Origin of the sequence: Kitasatospora sp. CMC57 (assembly GCF_045866025.2) — a bacterium.
GTDB lineage: Bacteria > Actinomycetota > Actinomycetes > Streptomycetales > Streptomycetaceae > Kitasatospora.
The window spans coordinates 4,279,460-4,299,184 of the sequence record NZ_AP035881.2; the positions used below are offsets into that span (position 1 = coordinate 4,279,460).

Genomic DNA, 19,725 nt, shown 5'->3' on the forward strand with positions numbered 1-19,725 from the left:
CATGACCAGCGTGGTGAGCGTGATCACGGCGGTGCACGGGCCGAGTGCCAAGTTCCTGGCGGACGCCTACAAGTCGCTCAACGAGCAGCAGCTGCCTGTGGGTTGGGAGTGGCAGTGGGTGATCCAGCAGGACGGCGAGACTGATGACGTCGCCTCCTATGTGCCCGACGATCCCCGGATCAGCTTCGGCCAGGGGCGTCATGGTCGAGCAGCGATGGCCCGGATGATGGGCATGTCCAGGGTTGTCGGGGAGTACGTTCGGGTCCTGGACGCGGACGACATGCTCACCCCGGGAGCGCTGGCCCGAGATTTGACGGTGCTGACCGGTCAGCCGGGCATCGCATGGACCACCTCACGAGTGCTCGACCTGCTCCCGGACGGCAGCACGGTCGGCTTCGACCAGGACCCGCCCGAGGGGCCGATCGAGCGCGGTGAGGTACTGACGCACTGGCAGGCCCATGACTTCAGGGCTCAGGTTCATCCGGCGACGTTGTGCGTGCGGCGGGATCTGCTGCTCGCGCTCGGCGGCTGGATGGCACTGCCGGCGTCGGAGGACACTGGGTTGCTGTTGGCTCTCAATGCTGTGAGCCGGGGATGGTTCACGGCTGAGACCGGACTCCTCTACCGGAAGTGGCCCGGACAGAGCACCAGCCAGGCTGCCCACAGCGAGCAGGAAGAGCGTGCCGCCCGGATGGCCGTGGTCGAGGCCCGGGCCGAGGCGCTGCTCGCGCTGGAGAACTGGCGCATCGACGCAGCCTGAGCAGGACACAGCACCGAGCGGCCCCGGCGGGATCTACTGCCGGGGCTGCTGCGTTTCCTCGGAGCTGCGAGTGGTCGGCAGGATCAGGCCGCGAGATGAGTGCTGGTCCCCGGCGAAGCCGCCACGTACGCCGAGGTCAGCGCGAGCCACCTCGTGGAACACGTTCACGGCCCGGAAGAATTCGGCGTGGAGAGCGCGCCAGTCAGCGAGGGTGCCCTCCACCAGGCGGCGGGCCTGCCAGTCGATCGCCAGGGTCGCGGTGTTGACCGCATGGGCGGCTTCGATCACCTCGTCACCGGCCAGCATCATCAGCCGCTCGAAGGCCATGGCGCGGCGGCCTTCGGCTTCGGTGAGGTCCATCAGCAGCTCGTGTTCGGTGCGGGGCATCGCCCGGATGTCGTGGGTCACCTCGTAGGCCAGCACGGCCGCGTAGACACAGGATCGGACGCCGCCGACGTACTCCACGTAGGTGTCGAGCTTCTTCTCGTCCCAGCGGACCCGTAGGCCGTCCTTGCGCTTGCTCCGCTCCATCAGCTGGTTCGTCACGTACGTGGTCAGCGCGCCGAGCATGACAGCAGCGATGGTCACGAGCTGGGTAATCGTATCCACGGGCCCCCGCACAGGATGTGAAGAACAGTCAGATCAAGCTGCCGAGCCTAGCGGCGGGCGGGTCGGATGTGCAGAGCAGGGAGAGTGAGGAGAAGGGGTGCGTAGAAACTTTCTCTACGGGTTCACGGCGCGTGCGACCTCAGCCGCTCGCCGTCAGGCGTCGACCCATCTGGGTGGATGCGATGCTGCTGGCCCGCTGGGGCTGACCTCGGACATAGAAGTGATCTGTCCGAGGCCTCGGATCAGCAGCGCCGCCACACGCACTCGTGTCCACGCCGACGCCGTCAGCAAGATCACGATCTACGGCTGGAGTCTAGGGCTTCAAAGTAGGACCATGGTGACCTTAGTCTTTCGTGCGATCTAATCGTCAGGATTAATCAGGCCACTTCTATAATGCAGATTCTCGTGAGCAGTGCTGGATTTTTCGGAGACCCTCTCATCATCCCAGCCGATGGGAACCTTATCAGCTTCACTTGTAATTCGAATTCCCAGGTTCTTGAGCTCAAGTAGCGGTCGGATATCTACCCTTTCGTCAGAGGCGCTGATATACAGGCTGCTAATTCTGGAGTTCTCGAGAGCCGAAATTGCTACATTGACACTCCATGCATCGTCACCTGTAATGGAGCGTGGAGGATTGTTGATAGATACCGATTCAAGCTGACTTAGTTCTCTGAGTGCGTCCATGTTTTCCAGCGCCAGAACGTGGATGCTGAGAGTCTTTAGATTCGGCGCCCGCATGCCAATGTTGAGTAGATCTACTTTCATTGGGCCGAAAATTGACAGATTGGTCAAGGCGTCGATTTTGGGGATCGCCAAAGTATTAGTTCCGTGATCCCTTTCTTCAATATATGAGATTCGGAGGCTGGTGAGATTCTTGAGGCCCTCAAGATCTTGCGCGCCTTCGAGAGTATTGGGGGCAATGGAGAGGTTTCGCAGCTCCCCAAATCTCCGCAGCGCCGAGTATGAGAAGTCCCTGATTCGCCGCCTAGCATGCAACCATGAGATGGTTTCGCAACCGGGGATCGAGTCCAGGCTATCGATATCGCACCAGATCTCAAGATCTTTGAGGCGGGTAGCATACTTAAGAGCGGGGAGGTAGGAGGCTGACCCGATTGAAATTCTCTTCCACGCTTCTGGCTTTTTTGAGATAACCCTAATTGCATATTCCTCTGGGTCAAAGGAAAGCCATGCGCGCTCAAGCTCGCCACGCACCTTCTTGCGTTCATCGGTGGCAAACCTGGCAATCAAGGAGAGGCCGGCATCGCCGCCCAGGGTTGCAGCCATTCGCACTGTGGCGGCAGTTTCGTGAACTCCCATCCATGACTCGGGAATCAATGGAATTACCATCTCGCCAGCAGCGGCAAGCGCCTTAGCATCCGAAATTTTTCGTGGTGGGATGAGTTGGGCGGCCGCCTCCTTCACGCGCTGATATACCTGCGGGTCGAATTCCCCGGCGGTTTCTAGGCACGCTGCGGCCAGAATATGGAGTCGACTTCTATGTTCCGCTTCGTTATCCCCGCGATCTAGAAGCCCGGAAATTAGGCGAGACCTCTCAGTTGGCCGCGCGTGACCAATGGCCATTACCACAACCTCATGCCATTGATCGAGGTGAGCATTAGAGAGTAGGACTCCTAGATCGTCCAGTTCCACAATGCGCGCCGCTGCTAGGTATTCTTGGAAGGTGCGGTGAACGAAATCAACTCGACCTTCCACTGGCCGCCTCAGACATCCGCTCCGGACCATGAGATAGTCGAAGACCATCTTCGGCGGGGAGGAAACCGCTGGCATGGATTGCAGAGATAGACGCACCTGTTCGACAGCTTGAAGCTCTGAAGAATCGGTCAGCCCATTCCGCATCAGCCAATAGGCAAAGTTTCCAAGAATAGACTTCTTTTGCCCATCTGAAATATTGGAAGGTTCGGGGTAATTGATCTTCCGCTCGCGGTCGCGCCGAAGTAGAAGCATTTCGAGTGCAGCCTTGTAGAGCTCCATTCGGTCCTTGGGGAGCTGAGAGTGCCGGTCCCGATTAAGCGTGCAAAGAAGCGCACACAAAAGAGGGTTCGATGCGAGGCGCCGCAGCTGAAGCTCTTGTTTGACGGAAGAAATGAGATCAACCTCGCCTTGATTAAGCTTGGCCATCTCTTCTTCGTCTGTCTCATTATTCCGCGCAGCATTATGCCAATGCTGAACAAAGTTTTCGACGTCACTTCCGGTCATCGGCAGCAAGTCGAGCGAAGTGAAAACCTGACCGGTGAGCCAGTCAGTTTCTGCCGCAGCAGGGCGGGACGTAACGAGGTACCTAGCGGTAGGATAGGTGGCCACAAGATTGTCTAGCCATTCGCGCGCAGCATCTCTCTGATCAGCTGGGAGCTCGTCAACACCATCGATCAGAACGAGTGCGCGCCCTGATCGGAGTAGTCGGTTTACCCACCCGGAAGGCATCTCTCCCGCGAGGTGCGACCCAACCTCGGACAGGAATCCTGGTGGTGTTGGTAGCGTGCTGTTCGCGAATCGACGGAGGGGAAGGATGAATGGAACGAGAGTATTCCACTCGGACAACTCGCCGGGCAGGCTTCGTCTAGCAGTGTTGACACTAAGCCAGCGAAGAAGTGTGGTCTTTCCCGATCCAGCATCACCGCGCAGGAGAATTCTTCCCCGAGAAGACAGTGCCGTCTCTGTCCGCATTCCGAGGGTGGATGACTGCGGGGAAACTGGCTCCTCTGCGCCATTTTCGATCGGCTTTTTCGGGTCGGGGTGTTTGCGAGAGGGATGAACTCGATGCTCTTCGCCAGCATCCGCTACGCTAAGCGTAATGTAAGCCGTTGTAAGATTATAGGAGCTATTCCGCCGATCGACCAGATCGACGCCAAAGATCTCAAGTCGGTCGAGCTGCTGGGCAATTAGAGAGCAATATTTTTCCTCGAATTCAAGGTCAGCCATGCGCAGGTCGGGCCCCATTAGTTCGTAGATCTTTGTGACGGTCTCAAAGACCTGCCGAATCTGCCTCAGTTGCTCCACATCGACCCGGGCCGAAAAGGTGGGCCAGGTGGTCACGTACTGGACAATGTAGGTTGAAATCTCTCGCAGGATGAGCCCATAAAGGGCTTCGCCCTGCTCGGATAGACCCGCGTTTACCCTAAGTCGGGTGGCGTCCTTAAGGACCATTCTGGAGTATTCGTCCGGATTTAGAGTGCACTCCCAGATATCCGCCGTCGACTTCTCGAATGACTCGATTGCTGCCAGTATTGCCGCCTCCTTTTCGGAGGCGGGAATACCCCGATATTCAACGTCTAGGACATGCCGAAGGCGCGAATCGATGTAGCGCGCCAGCTTTGTGATGTCTGCACTGGAAATCGTGGCTGGCTTCTTGACTCGAATCTTCTGGAAGATCGGGGTGGGAGCGAAGCCTGCACCTGGGCCCAGTGTCATGTGCCGCGAAACCACGCTCGTTGCAGTGCCCAGAACCGCTGTGGCTACCTTGGTAGCAAGAGTCTCGATCATGCTCAACCTGACTGGCCGTCGGAGTGACTGCCCGTCACGCTAGCGCAACGTAGAAGTTCGCGTTGGAAAGTTGGTTGGTTCATTGCACGTGGCTGGCGCGGTGCTCCGCGAACTGTGGATCACTGCGCGAAGGGTCGTTCCACTCGCCTAAGTCTGGCGTGAAGTGGGTTCTGTTGATCTCTACCCCATGTGCATGGGTGGCTAGTTGAGGGGAGGGGCTGCCGGGGCCCTGCCAGAAGCGGGGCAGAGGGTGGCACGCGCCAGTCCGATGCGAAGAGATTACCGATGACCTGCGAGCGAAGATCAAGGCAGGAAGTTCGGCGGGTGGTAAGCATCTTCTAGGTGAGTCAGATGTTGGCAGCCGAGTACCAGGTGAGTGCGCCGACGCTCTGAGGGGCGGTTGCCGTCCTTGTGAGCGAGGGCCTCGTTGACAAGCAGCGCGGACGAGGAACCTTGTCCGCGCTGAGGTGGTCGCCTCGCCGGCGACGGTTCGTGAGCTCCTTGGCCCGGAGAAGCTGAGGCAGCTTGATGCTGAGTACAGCACTTCCTGGCCGCCTGGTGGGCGCAGGCCCAGCCTCGGCAGTTGTGATAGTCGGGGGGCGACCAGTAGCTGTCACAGTGCCACAGCAGGGCCTCTGACCTGTGGAAATGGCTGTGACTGCTTCGCTGGCTGTCACGGATGCCCCTTCGACCGGAGTGCCTGGGGTGTGAGCTGTAGAGGCCCCCGCCCGCGCCAAGGGATGAGATCACCAAGGAGGATCGGGCCATGATCCGGACCAGCCACGGACCTGACATGACGCCACGTCAGTAATGCCCAGGTCAGAGGCGCTTAGTCCAGCGGCCTGTAAATCTGCCGCGCAAGCTACGCAGGTTCGAACCCTGCACCAGCCACAGGATAAAGAAGGGCCCCTGATCAGCGGAAACGCTGACCGGGGGCCCTTCTGCTGTACGCACTACAGGACGGCGACGCCCCACGCTCCCCGAAGGCAGCGGGGGCGCCGCGCCGTACGTCGGTCAGCCCGTCGCGGCAGCGAAGCGCGCGGACACGTCACCCCAGTTGACGACGTCCCAGAGTCGGGTCACGTAGTCGGGGCGGACGTTGCGGTACTGCAGGTAGTACGCGTGTTCCCAGGCGTCGAAGGCCAGCAGCGGGGTGGTGCCCTGCCCGACGTTGCCGTGGTGGTCGTAGACCTGTTCGACGATCAGGCGTCGGCCCAGGGGCTCCCAGGAGAGGATGCCCCAGCCGGAGCCCTGGACTCCGACGGTGGCGGTGGTGAGTTGCTTCCTGAAGGCGTCGAAGCTGCCGAAGTGCTCGTCGATGGCGGAGCCGAGGGTGCCGTCGGGGCGGTCGCCGCCGTCGGGGGAGAGGTTCTCCCAGAAGAGGGAGTGCAGGACGTGGCCGGAGAGGTGGAAGGCCAGGGTCTTCTGCAGGCCGACCAGGCCGCCGAACTGCTCCTTCTCGCGGGCTTCGGCGAGCTGTTCGAGGGCGGTGTTGGCGCCGGCCACGTAGGCGGCGTGGTGCTTGGAGTGGTGCAACTCAAGGATCTCGGCGGACATCGCCTTCTCGAGGGCGGAGTAGTCGTACGGCAGATCGGGGAGCGTGTACTGACCCACGGGTGAGGACTCCTAGTCGTCGGGGCGCAGGGTTGCGGCCTACGAGGCACACTATTGCGTACTACTTGCAATTACATATAGATAGCAGCAGAGTGTCCCCGGGGGTGGCCGGACCGTGTCCAGTCACCTGCTGAAGTGCGTCCCGGCCGTCGCGCCGGGAGTCCTCCACCCGTGCTGATCGTCTTCCCAACCGGCGCCCGCCGGGACGCCCGGCCCGCCACCCCCGCCCTCCATGGCGGAGAGACCATCAGGCACGAAACGGGACACACCGGATATCAAGCCGCAAACCTGACACCTCGCCACATACGCTCGCCAGTGTGTTCAACCTCCCCCAGGTGCTCAAGCGCCTCCTGATCGGCCCGGCCATGCGCAGCGAGGAGTTGGGCGAGACCCTGCTCCCCAAGCGGCTGGCGCTGCCGATCTTCGCGTCCGACCCGCTCTCCTCGGTGGCGTACGCGACCCAGGAGATCCTGCTGGTGCTCACGGTCGGCGGTACGGCGTTCCTCTACCTCACGCCGTGGATCGCGGCGGCGGTCGTCGCGCTGATGGTGGTCGTGGTGCTGTCGTACCGCCAGGTGGTGCACGCCTACCCCAGTGGTGGCGGCTCCTACGAGGTGGTGTCCACGAACCTCGGGCCGAGCACGGGCCTGGTGGTGGCGGCCTCGCTGCTGGTCGACTACGTGATGACGGTGGCGGTGTCGGTCGCCTCCGGAGTGGCCAACATTATCTCCGCACTGCCCAGCCTGGTGGACTACCGGGTGGTGCTCGCGGTCGGCTTCGTGGCGCTGCTGACGGCGATGAACCTGCGCGGCGTACGGGAGTCCGGCAACGCCTTCGCCGCGCCGACGTACCTGTTCATCGGCGCCATCCTGATCATGGTGACCACCGGTCTGGTCCGGTACCTGCTCGGGGACGCGCCGGTGGCCGAGAGCGCCAAGTACGGGATCACGCCCGAGCACGGGGACGAGACCTTCGCCGGGTTCGCGCTGCTGATGCTGGCGCTGCGGGCCTTCGCCTCCGGCTGTACGGCGCTGACCGGTGTCGAGGCCATCTCCAACGGCGTGCCCGCGTTCCGGAAGCCGAAGTCGAAGAACGCCGCCACCACTATGGCCGTGATGGGCATCACCGCGATCGTGATGTTCTCCGGTATCACCGCCCTCGCGCTGATCGCCAAGGTGCACATCACCGATGACAGCTGCCGGCTGATCGGCTTCACCGGGGCTTGCGACACACCGCAGCAGACCGTGATCGCCCAGCTCGCGGCGTCGATCTTCGGCGGCAGCGACAGCATCCCCTTCTACGTCATCCAGACCGCCACCGCGCTGGTCCTGGTGCTGGCCGCGAACACCGCGTTCAACGGCTTCCCGCTGCTGGCCTCGATCCTGGCGCAACACCGGTACCTGCCAACGCAGTTGCACGCCCGGGGCGACCGGCTCGCGTTCTCCAACGGGATCATCGCCCTGGCCCTGGTGGCCGGCGGACTGCTCTGGCTGTACGACGCCGACGTCACCAGCCTGATCCACCTCTACATCCTCGGCGTCTTCACCTCCTTCACGCTGTCCCAGATCGGCATGGTCCGGCACTGGAACCGCGCCCTCGGCGAGCACCCCGCCCCGCAAGCGCGCCGCGACGCGTACCGGGCGCGGGTGATCAACGCCGTGGGCGCGGTGGTGACCGGGCTGGTGCTGGTGATCGTGCTGGCCACCAAGTTCACCGAAGGCGCCTGGCTGGCGGTCCTCGCCGCGGTGGTGCTCTGGCTGATGATGCGCGGCATCCGCCGCCACTACGACCGGACGGCCGAGGAACTGGCGGTCCAGGATCCGCGCGACGAGTCCGTCCGCCCGGCCAAGGTGCACGGCATCGTCCTGGTGTCCAAGCTGCACAAACCGACGCTGCGGGCGCTCGGCTACGCGCAGGCGTTCAAGCCGGACACCTTGGAGGCGCTGACCGTCGCGGTCGAGCGGGACAGTACGGAGGAACTCCGGCGCCAGTGGGACGAGTTCGACGTCCAGGTGCCGCTCAAGGTGCTCGACTCGCCGTTCCGGGAGATCACCCGGCCGGTGGTCGGGTACGTGCGCGGCGTCCGCCGGGACAGCCCGCGCGACGTGGTCGCGGTGTTCATCCCGGAGTACGTGGTCGGCCACTGGTGGGAGAACCTGCTGCACAACCAGTCCGCCCTCTGGCTCAAGAGCCGACTGCTCTTCACCCCCGGGGTGATGGTGATCAGCGTCCCCTGGCAGCTCAACTCCTCGGCGGCGGCGAACCGTCCGACCGGGCGCGCCCCAGGCGCGGTCCGCCGAGGCGAGCCCGCCAACCCGAGCGCCCGGTAGCCACCACCCCGCCGACCCCAGCGGGCAGCGGCTACCCCGGAGTGCTCTGCCGGGGCAGCGCCAGCGCCACCGTGTCGGCGAACTCCCGGACGGCGCTGGTCCGGCTCACCACCCGGCCGCTGTGGATCACCAGCCGACTGTGCCCGCCGGCCAGCGCCCCCGCCAGCGAGTCGCCCCGGACGGCCAACAGCTCGGCCGGGAAGCCGGCGTCGACCCGGACCGGTTGCAGCCCGAGGGCTGCCCTGGCCTGGTGGGAGATCGCCTCGTACGCCGCCTCGGGGCTCAGGCCGCCCCCTGTGGCGAGCAGGTACGCGGCCTCCAGTGGATCGGCCCGGCCGACCGGGTTGGCGAGGTCCCGCAGGCCGCCGGCGCCCGCCGCCAGCGGCAGCCCAGCATCGGTCAACTCCCTTACCAGGAAAGGGCGCACGGGCGCTGCGGGGCCTTCGAGGCCGACGCAGCCGCCGTTCTGCGGAAGGCAGACCACTCGCAGCCCGGCGCCGGCCAGCACCGCCGCCCCGCCGTCCACCAACGCGCTCACCGGGCCGACCGTGACCCGGGGCCGGAGCGGGGCCAACAGGGTCGCCATTCGGGAGAGTTGGGCCGGATCGGCGCCCAGGGTGTGCAGGTCCACCGGGCAGTCCGCCTCGCGGGCAGCCTCCAGCAGGATCTGGACGTAGCCCACCGGGTCCGGATCGAGGTCCGGGCAGCCGCCGGCCGCCGCCGCGCCGAGCTTGAGCGCGTCCCGCAGCTGCGCCCGGCCGTCCGCACCGGCCCGGCCGGTCAGCAGTCGGGGCATCGCCACCGCCTGGAGCTCGGCCAGGCCGCGCAGCGCCTGCCGGGCCGTCAGCACGGCCTCCAGTCGGCGCAGGCCGTGCACGTCGCCGATCCGGACATGGGTGCGCTGGGCGGTGGCCCCGTACCCGAGCGCGGTGAGCGCGCCCTCGGTGACCCGGCGGATCAGCTCGGGGGGAGTCTCCGGCGGTGGGGTGGGCAGGGCGGCGGAGAAGGCGACGTCGTAGTGCGCGTGCGGCTCGGCGGGGGCGGGCAGCAGCAGGTAGCCGGTGAGGTCGATCCGGGCACCGGTGGTGCTGGTGGGGCTGCCGGGAACGGCCGGCAGCGGGCCGAGGCTCCCGCTGGTGCCGACGGCCTGGATCCGGTCGCCGCTGATCCGGACGTCCACCACCCGGCCGTCGGCGAGCCGGGCGTTGGCGAGCAGCAGGACCGGGCCGTGGCCGAGCGGATTGGGGGCCTTCGGCGATCCCTCGTCCGGGTGCGGCCCCTCGGCGGGTGCGCTGTCCGCGGTCATCGGCCGGCTCCTCGCTGCCCGGCGGCCTCGGGGCGCCCCGGGAGCCGCAAGATCACATGAGGGTCGAGCCTATGGGGAGTCGGGCCGGGGCGCTCGGAGGCTCGCAGCAGTCGTACCGGCCGGCTGGGGACGCCACCGTCGGTTCCGAGGCACGATCGAACGCGGGTGCTGCACAGGAGTGCCTGTACGGGGTCGCCCACCTGCGATCTTCCGGGCGGGATACGGATTTCACCTCTGGGCGGGAAACGTGTAATCTCTTCCTCGTTCGCCCCTATAGCTCAGTCGGTAGAGCGTCTCCATGGTAAGGAGAAGGTCTGCGGTTCGATTCCGCATGGGGGCTCTGGTGAGAAGGTCTCAGACTCCGGTCTGATGCCGGATCATCTAAGCGGTGTAGCTCAGTTGGTAGAGCAAGCGGCTCATAATCGCTGTGTCACCGGTTCAAGTCCGGTCACCGCTACCCCGCGTAGTCGGTCGGGAGATCGAACTCCCGATCGGCTACTCTTGTTGTGTCATCACTCATTTTTTCAGGAAGGCACTCCCGTGGCTGCCACCGACGTCCGCCCGAAGATCACGCTGGCCTGCGTGGAGTGCAAGGAGCGGAACTACATCACCAAGAAGAACCGGCGTAACGACCCGGACCGTCTTGAGATGAAGAAGCACTGCCCCCGTTGCAACTCGCACACCGCGCACCGCGAGACCCGCTGACCCCGTAAGGCGTCGTCGGGCCTGGTGTGATCAGGCTCTCGGCTCCAGGCCGTGTCCCGCAAGGGGCACGGCCTGGAGCCTTTTCTGCATTTGGCCGCGTGACCCACCGTCAGAGGAGTAGCCCATGGCCCTCGACCCCTCGTTCATCGGGCGGACGTACCCGCCCACCGAGCCGTACGAGGTAGGCCGGGAGAAGATCCGCGAGTTCGCGACCGCGATCGGCGACGCCAACCCGGCGTACACCGACCTGGAGACCGCGAAGGCGCTCGGGTACCCGGAAGTGATCGCGCCGCCGACCTTCCCGTTCGTGATCACCTTCCAGGCCGCGGCCCAGGTGGTGAACGACCCCGAGCTGGGTCTCGACTACACCCGCGTGGTGCACGGAGACCAGAAGTTCAGCTACAGCCGCCCGGTGCACGCCGGGGACCGGCTCAGCGTCACGGTCGCCATCGACGCGATCAAGTCGCTGGCCGGCAACGACGTGCTGACCGTCAGCGGCACGGTGCACGACGAGAGCGGTGAGCACGTGGTGACCGCGATCATGACGCTGGTGGCCCGGGCCGCCGACCAGGCCGGGGAGTGACCAGGATGACCATCAGCTTCGACCAGGTCGAGGTCGGCACCGAGCTGCCCGCCCAGTCCTTCCCGGTGACCCGCGCCACCCTCGTCCAGTACGCGGGTGCCTCCGGTGACTTCAACCCGATCCACTGGAACGAGAAGTTCGCGCTGGAGGTCGGCCTGCCCGACGTCATTGCGCACGGCATGTTCACCATGGCCGAGGCGATCCGGGTGGTCACCGACTGGGTCGGCGACCCGGGCGCGGTGGTCGACTACGGGGTGCGCTTCACCAAGCCGGTGCCCGTCCCGAACGACGGCGTCGGCACCGTGATCGAGGTCACCGGCAAGGTCGCCGCCCTGCTGGACGACCGCCGGGTCCGGGTCGACCTGGTCGTCAGGAACGGCGAGAACAAGGTGCTCAACATGTCCCGCGCGGTGGTCCAGCTCGGCTGACACCCCGTACGGGGACCGGCCGCGGCCGGTCCCCGTACGCTGGGGACGTGCTTGTTGAACTGGACGTCCCTCTCGCCCCGCTGACCACCCTCCGGATCGGCGGCCCGGCCCGCCGGCTGGTGACCGCCGTCACGGACGAGGAGGTCATCGAGACCGTCCGGGCCGCGGACGCGGCCGGAGAGCCGCTGCTGCTGGTCGGCGGCGGCTCGAACCTGGTGATCGGCGACCAGGGCTTCGCCGGGACGGTGCTGCGGATCGCCACCACCGGCTTCGCCCTCGACGGCGTCGACCTGGAGCTGGCCGCGGGCGAGGTCTGGGCCGACGCGGTGGCCCGCGTGGTGGACGCCGGACTGGCCGGCATCGAGTTCCTGGCAGGCATCCCGGGATCGGCCGGCGCCACGCCCGTGCAGAACGTCGGCGCGTACGGCCAGGAGGTGGCTAGCGGGATCACCGAGGTGGTCGCGTACGACCGCCGGGCCGGCGAGGTGGTCACGCTGACCAACGCCGAGTGCGGGTTCTCCTACCGCCACAGCCGTTTCAAGGCCGACCCCGAGCGGTACGTGGTGCTGCGGGTCAGGTTCCGGCTGGAGGACGCCGACGGGCGGTCCACCCCGGTCCGGTACGCGGAGGTCGCCCGGACGCTGGGCGTCGAGGCGGGCGAGCGGGTCGCCCTGCGGACCGCCTGGAAGACGGTGCTGGAGCTGCGCGCGGGCAAGGGAATGGTGCTCGACCCGGCGGACCACGACACCTGGTCGGCCGGCTCCTTCTTCACCAACCCGATCCTGACCGCCGACCAGTACGCGGCCTTCCTGACCCGGCTGGGCGAGCGCACCGCACCCGCGTACCCCGCGCCGGACGGCTGCACCAAGACCTCCGCCGCCTGGCTGATCGACCAGGCCGGCTTCGGCAAGGGCTACGGCTCCGGCGCCGCCACCCTCTCCACCAAGCACACCCTCGCCCTCACCAACCGGGGCACCGCCACCACCGAGGACCTGCTCGCCCTGGCCCGCGAGATCCGCGACGGCGTCCGCGCGGCGTTCGGCGTCGACCTGGTCAACGAACCCGTCATGGTCGGGGTCGCACTCTAGGCAGACGCTTCGACAGGGTGGGCAACCCAAGCCCTGTCGGGTGCTCAGCTGGTCAGCCAGGCGTCGACGTCCGCCAGGAGCTGCCCGCGCACGCCCTCCGGCGCACGGGTGGCGCGGATGGACTGCCGGGCCAGCTCGGCGAGTTCGGCGTCGCTGAAGCCCTGCACGTCGCGGACCAGCTCGTACTGCGCCGCCAGCCGCGAGCCGAACAGCAGCGGGTCGTCGGCGCCGAGCGCCATCGGTACGCCCGCCTCGAACAACTTCCGCAGCGGCACCTCCTCCGCCCGCTCGTAGACCCCGAGCGAGACGTTGGAGGACGGGCAGACCTCGCAGGTGATCTGACGGTCCGCCAGCCGCTGCATCAGCCGCGGGTCCTCCGCGGCCCGCACCCCGTGGCCGATCCGGCCCGCGCCGAGATCGTCCAGGCAGTCCCGGACCGACTCGGGCCCGGAGAGCTCGCCGCCGTGCGGGGCGGCCAGCAGCCCGCCGTTCCTGGCGATCGTGAAGGCGCGGTCGAAGTCCCGGGCCAGGCCCCGCCGTTCGTCATTGGAGAGGCCGAAGCCGACCACCCCCCGGTCGGCGTAGCGGACCGCGAGCCGGGCCAGCGTCCTGGCGTCCATCGGGGACTTCATCCGGTTGGCGGCGACCAGCACCCTGATCCCCACCCCGGTCGCTTCGGAGGCGTCCCGGACGGCGTCCAGGATCAGTTCGAGCGCCGGGATCAGCCCGCCGAGCCGGGGCGCGTACGAGGTCGGGTCGACCTGGATCTCCAGCCAGCGGGAGCCGTCGGCGACCTCGTCCTGGGCGGTCTCCAGCACCAGGCGCCGGATGTCGGACTCGTCCCGCAGCACCGACCGCGCGGTGTCGTACAGCCGCTGGAACCGGAACCAGCCCCGCTCGTCGGTGGCCCGCAGCTGCGGCGGCTCGCCGGAGCTGAGCGCCTCCGGCAGACGGACCCGGTGCTTGTCGGCCAGCTCCAGCAGGGTGGCGGGCCGCATCGAACCGGTGAAGTGCAGGTGCAGATGGGCCTTCGGGAGGCTCCGGACATCACGCTGGCGTTCCATCAGCCGATCCTGCCGTATCGGCACCCCCGACGGGAACCGCCCCTTTCACATCCCTCGAAGGGGTGAAAGGGGCGGCGCCGGCAAGAGGGGGTCAGGCGCGGGCCTCGCCCAGCAGCTTCTGGACCCGGCTGATGCCCTCCACCAGGTCGGCGTCGCCGAGCGCGTACGACAGCCGCAGGTAGCCGGGGGTGCCGAAGGCCTCGCCGGGGACGACCGCGACCTCGGCCTCGTCCAGGATCAGGGTGGCCAGCTCGGCGGAGGTCGCCGGGCGCTTGCCGCGGATCTCCTTGCCCAGCAGGTCCTTGACCGCGGGGTAGACGTAGAAGGCGCCCTCGGGCTCGGGGCAGAACACGCCGTCGATCTCGTTCAGCATCCGCACGATGGTCTTGCGACGGCGGTCGAAGGCCGTCTTCATCTCGTCCACCGCGGCCAGGTCGCCGGCGACGGCGGCCAGCGCGGCGCGCTGCGCCACGTTGGAGACGTTGGAGGTGGCGTGCGACTGCAGGTTGGCCGCGGCGCTCACCACGTCCTTGGGGCCGATCATCCAGCCCACCCGCCAGCCGGTCATCGCGTAGGTCTTGGCCACACCGTTGACCACGATGCACTTGTCGGCCAGCTCCGGCAGCAGCGCGGGCAGCGAGGTGAAGGTGGCGTCGCCGTAGACCAGGTGCTCGTAGATCTCGTCGGTGAGCACCCAGAGGCCGTGCTCCAGGGCCCAGCGGCCGATCGCCTCGGCCTCGGCCTCGGTGTAGACCGAGCCGGTCGGGTTGGACGGCGAGACGAAGAGCACCACCTTGGTGTTGGCGGTGCGGGCGGCCTCCAGCTGCTCGACCGAGACCTTGTAGCCGGTGGTCTCGTCCGCGACGACCTCGACCGGGACACCGCCGGCCAGCTTCACGGCCTCCGGGTAGGTGGTCCAGTACGGCGCCGGGATGATGACCTCGTCGGCCGGGTCCAGGATCGCGGCGAAGGCCTCGTAGATGGCCTGCTTGCCACCGTTGGTCACCAGCACCTGCGAGGCGTCCACCTCGTAGCCGGAGTCGCGCAGCGTCTTGGCGGCGATCGCGGCCTTGAGCTCCGGCAGGCCGCCGGCCGGGGTGTAGCGGTGGTTCTTCGGGTCCTGGCAGGCGGCGACGGCGGCGTCGACGATGTAGCCGGGGGTCGGGAAGTCCGGCTCGCCGGCGCCGAAGCCGATCACGGGGCGGCCGGCCGCCTTGAGGGCCTTCGCCTTGGCGTCCACCGCGAGGGTGGCGGACTCGGCGATGGCACCGACACGGGCGGAGACGCGGCGGTCTGCGGGGCGGGGGGTGGGAGAGCTCATGCGGCAATCGTTGCAGAGTCCTCCGGGGGCGGGTACGGCGGTTTCAGCATGTGTACCGATCCGTCCACCATCCGTACCCGCCCGGTGGGCGCTCGGTGAAGGGGGTTCGACCAAACGCCCCGGACCACGTACACTCACTGCTCGATGGCTCCCGAAGTGCGGCTCCACCGGTGCGTAACTCACGCAGCGGCCCGGATGCGGTAGGTTGGTGGTCATCTCCGGAGCCGCAAAGCTCCGTAGGGCAATAGCTCAATTGGTAGAGCACCGGTCTCCAAAACCGGCGGTTGGGGGTTCAAGTCCCTCTTGCCCTGCTGCTTGAACCGTACCCAGCCCGTTCGCTCCACAGGAGTGAGCGGGCTTGATGCGGAGATGGCTCCATCGCACTGCATTCGCCGGACCGCCCGCATCTCCGCGGAGCGACGCTCGGCAGGACCCGGATTCAGGTGAGGACGAGTGACGGAGACCACGGGCTCCACCGCAACGCCTGAGAGCGGCAACCCCGAGGGTGCCGACGGCGCGGAGACTTCCGCCGACGTCAACGACAAGGTGCCCTCGCGCCGCGACCGCAAGCGTGCCCAGAAGGCTCAGGGCGGTGACGGCGAGAAGAAGTCCGGCAAGCGGGCCAAGAAGAGCATCTTCGCCCGGACGGCGCTGTTCTACCGTCAGATCATTGCCGAGCTCCGCAAGGTCGTCTGGCCGACCCGCAGCGAGCTGACCCAGTACACCACCGTCGTGGTGGTCTTCGTGGTCGTGGTCATGGGCCTGGTGGCCAGCATGGACTACGGCTTCTCCAAGCTCAGCCTGTGGGTGTTCGGCTGATCCGCCGTCACCTCCCAGCTCCATCCCGACCCGGGCCGTGCAGAACGGTCCGGGTCGAGCTGTCGGCGCACTCGGGGCGATCCCGCTACCGTTGACTCGGTACTGTGGAGGTATCCGAGTTGTCCCCGCACGTGCCCGCGAGGGCGCCGGACAGTCCGGAGCCGTTCCAAACTCACATCCCAGGAAAGAAGCAGCCACCGTGTCTGAGTCCCCCCTGTACGACGCCGACGAGACCGTCCGCGAGGCGGATGTCGCGGCCGAGGCTGCTGACGTCGAGGACGCCGAGCAGATCCTGGACGCGGTCGACGCCGACCAGGACGAGGTCGAGGCTGCGGACGAGGCCGAGGCGGGTGTGCCGGCCGAGCAGGACGCGGTGCACGAGCTGACCGAGGACGAGGCCCTCGCGGAGGACGGGACCGAGGATGCCGAGGACGAGGTCGAGGCCGCTGAGGCTGAGGACGTCGAGGCTGACGCGGAGGATGCCGAGGTCGAGGTCGAGGTCGAGATCGACCCGGTCGTCGCCTTCCGGGAGCAGCTGCGCACTGCGCCGGGCGAGTGGTACGTGATCCACACCTACGCCGGGTACGAGAACCGGGTGAAGCAGAACCTGGAGCAGCGCGCCGTCTCGCTGAACGTCGAGGACTACATCTTCGAGTCCGCCGTTCCGCAGGAGGAGGTCGTCCAGATCAAGAATGGCGACCGCAAGACCGTCCGGCAGAACAAGCTCCCCGGCTACGTGCTGGTCCGGATGGACCTCACCCCCGAGTCCTGGGGCGTCGTGCGCAATACGCCGGGTGTCACCGGCTTCGTCGGCAACGCCTACGACCCGTACCCGCTGACGCTGGACGAGGTCGTCAAGATGCTCGCTCCCGACGTCGAGCGCGACGCGGCCAAGGCCGCAGGCAAGGCGTCCCCGCACCGCCCGGTCGAGGTCCAGGTGCTCGACTTCGAGGTCGGCGACTCGGTCACCGTCACCGACGGTCCGTTCGCCACCCTGCAGGCGACGATCAACGAGATCAACCCGGACTCGAAGAAGGTCAAGGGCCTGGTCGAGATCTTCGGCCGGGAGACCCCGGTCGAGCTGTCGTTCGACCAGATCCAGAAGAACTAGTCCACAGCTTCGGGTTCGGGGGCAGGGCTTCGGCCCTGCCCCCGAACCCGTTTTGGTCCAGGCCGCATCAGCGGTTAGCCTGGTCCGATGTGTGTTCTGCCAGGCCGGGTGTCGCTCCGGCCGAGGGCGCACCAGTAATCCACTCTCGGAAGGACCCGGAGAGCATGCCTCCCAAGAAGAAGAAGGTCACGGGGCTCATCAAGCTCCAGATCAAGGCCGGCGCGGCCAACCCGGCTCCGCCGGTCGGCCCCGCGCTGGGCCAGCACGGCGTCAACATCATGGAGTTCTGCAAGGCCTACAACGCTGCGACCGAGTCGCAGCGCGGCATGATCGTGCCGGTGGAGATCACGGTCTACGAGGACCGTTCCTTCACCTTCATCACGAAGACGCCGCCGGCCGCGCGCCTCATCCTGAAGGCCGCCGGCGTGGACAAGGGCTCGGCCGAGCCGCACAAGACCAAGGTCGCGAAGCTCACCAGCGCCCAGGTCCGCGACATCGCCACCACCAAGCTCCCCGACCTGAACGCCAACGACCTGGACGCGGCGGAGAAGATCATCGCCGGCACCGCCCGGTCGATGGGCATCACCGTCGAGGGCTGACAGCCCCCAGTCCTCCCGTGGCAGGGCCTGCGCGGCCCGACAGACCACGACTCCATTCACATTCAGGAGAAGCAGTGAAGCGCAGCAAGGCTCTCAAGGCCGCGGACGCCAAGGTCGACCGCAGCCGGATCTACGCTCCCCTCGAGGCCATCCGCCTCGCGAAGGAGACCTCCACCTCCAAGTTCGACGCGACCGTCGAGGTTGCCATGCGCCTGGGTGTCGACCCGCGCAAGGCCGACCAGATGGTCCGCAGCACCGTGATCCTCCCGCACGGCACCGGTAAGACCGCTCGGGTCCTGGTCTTCGCGACCGGCGAGCGTGCCGAGGCCGCGCGTGCTGCGGGCGCCGACGTCGTGGGCTCGGACGAGCTCATCGACGAGGTCGCCAAGGGTCGTCTGGACTTCGACGCCGTCGTCGCCACCCCGGACCTCATGGGCAAGGTCGGCCGCCTCGGCCGCGTGCTCGGCCCGCGTGGTCTGATGCCGAACCCGAAGACCGGCACCGTCACCCCCGATGTCGCGAAGGCCGTCAACGACATCAAGGGCGGCAAGATCGAGTTCCGCGTCGACAAGCACTCGAACCTGCACTTCATCATCGGTAAGGCCTCCTTCACCGACGAGCAGCTGGTCGAGAACTACGGCGCCGCGCTGGACGAGGTCCTCCGGGCCAAGCCGTCCGCCGCCAAGGGCCGTTACATCAAGAAGACCGCGTTCTCCACCACGATCGGCCCCGGCATCCAGGTGGACCCGAACCGCACCCGGAACCTCCTCGTCGAGGAGGACCCGGCCGCCGTCTGAGCCTCCGAGCTCCAGCGGTAACCGCGTTCAACGGGCCCGTACTCCCCTTTGAGGGGGGTGCGGGCCCGTCGGCATATCCACATCAATTAGAGTCCGCATGCCGAGATCCCAACGAGGGGGAGACTTCCATGCGCGACCTGCGGACGATTGCCGTCACGGCGCTACTGCTGGGCGGCCTGACCGCCTGTGGCGCGAGCGGCTCCAAGGCGGACGAGGCGGCCAAGCCCCCGGTGAGCGCCACTCCCTCGGCCGGCGCCGGCGCGACGGCCTCCGGTACGGCGACGCCCGAGCCCGGGGCCTCCTCGGCCGCAGCCACCCCCGGCGCCGCCCAGGCCCCGGCACCCACCGGCGCGCCGAAGGACGTCCTGCTGGCGGCCGCCGCGGTGATGGCCAAGGCGGGCAGTGCCGATCTGGTGGTCAGCACCGGCGGAGCGGACACCGGCAGCGGCGCGCTGCGCTGGGGGCAGCCGGCCGCCGCCGACCTGACCTTCAAGGTGGACGGGCAGGACGCGAAGCTGCGCTCGGCCAGCGGCGTCAGCTACGTCGGCGCCTCGGCGGACACCTCCGCGCTGGCCGGTGGCCGGCACTGGATGAAGGTGGACGCTGCGGCGCCCGCCAACGGCGCGGGCCTGTCGGCCGGCGGTGAGGACGCCAGGACGCTGGCCGTCCTGATGAAGGCGCTCGACCCGGCGGTGCCGCTGGCGGTCGGCGCAGCCAGCCCCGGGCTGGCCAAGGTCGGCGTCGAGCAGGTGAACGGCGCCGAGGCGGTGCACTTCAGGACCACCGGGGCGGCCCAGGCACTGGTCGGCGCGATGACCGGGCTGACCGAGGACCAGAAGAACCAGGCGCTGGCCGAGCTGGGCAAGGGCGGCGGCGCGCTGGACCTCTGGATCAACGGCAGGAACGAGCTGGTCCAGCTCAGGACCGCCGACCTCACCCCGACCAGGGCCGGGGAGATGACGGTCCGCTACATCGACCTCGGCAAGGCCCCCGAGGTGGCCGTCCCGCCCGCCACGGATGTGTTCGAGGTCGCAGATCTGCTCAAGGGCTTCGGCGGCTGACCCCCGCATGACAGGGTGTCGGGTGGGAC

General features: G+C 67.2%; 17 protein-coding genes and 3 tRNA genes. 14 read left to right on the forward strand and 6 right to left on the reverse strand.

The annotated features are described in order from the left end of the window. Nucleotide 1: 1 nt before the first annotated feature. Nucleotides 2–760: a glycosyltransferase family 2 protein gene (locus tag ACKUU6_RS19185; protein ID WP_407989812.1), complete on the forward strand. Its 759-nt coding sequence runs from the start codon at nucleotides 2–4 to the stop codon at nucleotides 758–760. A gap of 33 nt (nucleotides 761–793) precedes the next feature. Here ACKUU6_RS19185 and ACKUU6_RS19190 read toward each other — a convergent pair whose 3' ends face one another. The 3 genes from ACKUU6_RS19190 to ACKUU6_RS19200 all read right to left on the reverse strand — a co-directional run bounded on the left by ACKUU6_RS19190 (nucleotide 794) and on the right by ACKUU6_RS19200 (nucleotide 6,484). Beyond that, nucleotides 794–1,348 carry a hypothetical protein gene (locus ACKUU6_RS19190; RefSeq protein ID WP_407989813.1) on the reverse strand — a complete coding sequence of 185 codons (555 nt, stop codon included), beginning with the start codon at nucleotides 1,346–1,348 and terminating at the stop codon, nucleotides 794–796. 381 nt (nucleotides 1,349–1,729) lie between these two features. Continuing rightward, on the reverse strand, nucleotides 1,730–4,870 hold the full coding sequence (locus ACKUU6_RS19195) for an NACHT domain-containing protein (RefSeq protein ID WP_407989814.1): 3,141 nt from the start codon (nucleotides 4,868–4,870) through the stop codon (nucleotides 1,730–1,732). Between the two features lie 1,014 nt (nucleotides 4,871–5,884). Next, complete coding sequence (locus ACKUU6_RS19200) at nucleotides 5,885–6,484, reverse strand: superoxide dismutase (RefSeq protein ID WP_407989815.1); 600 nt, start codon at nucleotides 6,482–6,484, stop codon at nucleotides 5,885–5,887. Nucleotides 6,485–6,849: 365 nt separating this feature from the next. Between ACKUU6_RS19200 and ACKUU6_RS19205 the strand changes: the two genes are divergently transcribed. After that, nucleotides 6,850–8,814: an APC family permease gene (locus ACKUU6_RS19205; RefSeq protein WP_407992166.1), complete on the forward strand. Its 1,965-nt coding sequence runs from the start codon at nucleotides 6,850–6,852 to the stop codon at nucleotides 8,812–8,814. Between the two features lie 31 nt (nucleotides 8,815–8,845). Here the strand turns inward: ACKUU6_RS19205 and ACKUU6_RS19210 are convergent, their stop codons facing one another. After that, entirely contained in the window at nucleotides 8,846–10,120 is a 1,275-nt protein-coding gene (locus tag ACKUU6_RS19210; protein ID WP_407989816.1) for a hydrolase, read from the reverse strand. A gap of 267 nt (nucleotides 10,121–10,387) precedes the next feature. Here ACKUU6_RS19210 and ACKUU6_RS19215 point away from each other — a divergent pair. The 6 genes from ACKUU6_RS19215 (at nucleotide 10,388) to ACKUU6_RS19240 (ending at nucleotide 12,924) form a co-directional block, all read left to right on the forward strand. Next, nucleotides 10,388–10,460, forward strand: a tRNA-Thr gene (locus ACKUU6_RS19215). 44 nt (nucleotides 10,461–10,504) lie between these two features. Next, nucleotides 10,505–10,577 (forward strand) — tRNA-Met (locus ACKUU6_RS19220). A gap of 83 nt (nucleotides 10,578–10,660) precedes the next feature. Continuing rightward, nucleotides 10,661–10,825 carry a 50S ribosomal protein L33 gene (rpmG, locus tag ACKUU6_RS19225; protein WP_006604855.1) on the forward strand — a complete coding sequence of 55 codons (165 nt, stop codon included), beginning with the start codon at nucleotides 10,661–10,663 and terminating at the stop codon, nucleotides 10,823–10,825. Nucleotides 10,826–10,949: 124 nt separating this feature from the next. Further along, nucleotides 10,950–11,408, forward strand: coding sequence for an FAS1-like dehydratase domain-containing protein (locus ACKUU6_RS19230; protein WP_407989817.1), 459 nt, complete (start codon nucleotides 10,950–10,952; stop codon nucleotides 11,406–11,408). 5 nt (nucleotides 11,409–11,413) lie between these two features. Beyond that, nucleotides 11,414–11,836, forward strand: coding sequence for a MaoC family dehydratase (locus tag ACKUU6_RS19235; protein WP_407989818.1), 423 nt, complete (start codon nucleotides 11,414–11,416; stop codon nucleotides 11,834–11,836). 47 nt (nucleotides 11,837–11,883) lie between these two features. Next, the gene (locus ACKUU6_RS19240) at nucleotides 11,884–12,924 is read left to right on the forward strand and encodes a UDP-N-acetylmuramate dehydrogenase (protein WP_407989819.1); all 1,041 of its coding nucleotides are present in this window, start codon (nucleotides 11,884–11,886) and stop codon (nucleotides 12,922–12,924) included. A 44-nt stretch (nucleotides 12,925–12,968) separates the two neighbouring features. On the opposite strand, the gene ACKUU6_RS19245 is transcribed toward ACKUU6_RS19240, so the two are convergent. Beyond that, on the reverse strand, nucleotides 12,969–13,988 hold the full coding sequence (locus tag ACKUU6_RS19245; RefSeq protein WP_407989820.1) for an adenosine deaminase: 1,020 nt from the start codon (nucleotides 13,986–13,988) through the stop codon (nucleotides 12,969–12,971). Between the two features lie 91 nt (nucleotides 13,989–14,079). Beyond that, nucleotides 14,080–15,309, reverse strand: a complete 1,230-nt coding sequence (locus ACKUU6_RS19250; RefSeq protein ID WP_407989821.1) for a pyridoxal phosphate-dependent aminotransferase — start codon at nucleotides 15,307–15,309, stop codon at nucleotides 14,080–14,082. A gap of 238 nt (nucleotides 15,310–15,547) precedes the next feature. Between ACKUU6_RS19250 and ACKUU6_RS19255 the strand changes: the two genes are divergently transcribed. The 6 genes from ACKUU6_RS19255 (at nucleotide 15,548) to ACKUU6_RS19280 (ending at nucleotide 19,696) form a co-directional block, all read left to right on the forward strand. Next, nucleotides 15,548–15,620 (forward strand) — tRNA-Trp (locus ACKUU6_RS19255). A gap of 142 nt (nucleotides 15,621–15,762) precedes the next feature. Beyond that, entirely contained in the window at nucleotides 15,763–16,128 is a 366-nt protein-coding gene (gene secE, locus ACKUU6_RS19260; RefSeq protein WP_407989822.1) for a preprotein translocase subunit SecE, read from the forward strand. A 199-nt stretch (nucleotides 16,129–16,327) separates the two neighbouring features. After that, entirely contained in the window at nucleotides 16,328–17,239 is a 912-nt protein-coding gene (gene nusG / locus ACKUU6_RS19265) for a transcription termination/antitermination protein NusG (protein ID WP_407989823.1), read from the forward strand. Between the two features lie 164 nt (nucleotides 17,240–17,403). Beyond that, nucleotides 17,404–17,838: a 50S ribosomal protein L11 gene (rplK, locus tag ACKUU6_RS19270; RefSeq protein WP_350644740.1), complete on the forward strand. Its 435-nt coding sequence runs from the start codon at nucleotides 17,404–17,406 to the stop codon at nucleotides 17,836–17,838. Nucleotides 17,839–17,912: 74 nt separating this feature from the next. After that, nucleotides 17,913–18,635, forward strand: a complete 723-nt coding sequence (gene rplA, locus ACKUU6_RS19275) for a 50S ribosomal protein L1 (RefSeq protein ID WP_407989824.1) — start codon at nucleotides 17,913–17,915, stop codon at nucleotides 18,633–18,635. Between the two features lie 128 nt (nucleotides 18,636–18,763). Beyond that, nucleotides 18,764–19,696 (forward strand): hypothetical protein, encoded by a 933-nt coding sequence (locus ACKUU6_RS19280; protein WP_407989825.1) that lies wholly within the window; start codon nucleotides 18,764–18,766, stop codon nucleotides 19,694–19,696. Nucleotides 19,697–19,725 lie beyond the last annotated feature (29 nt).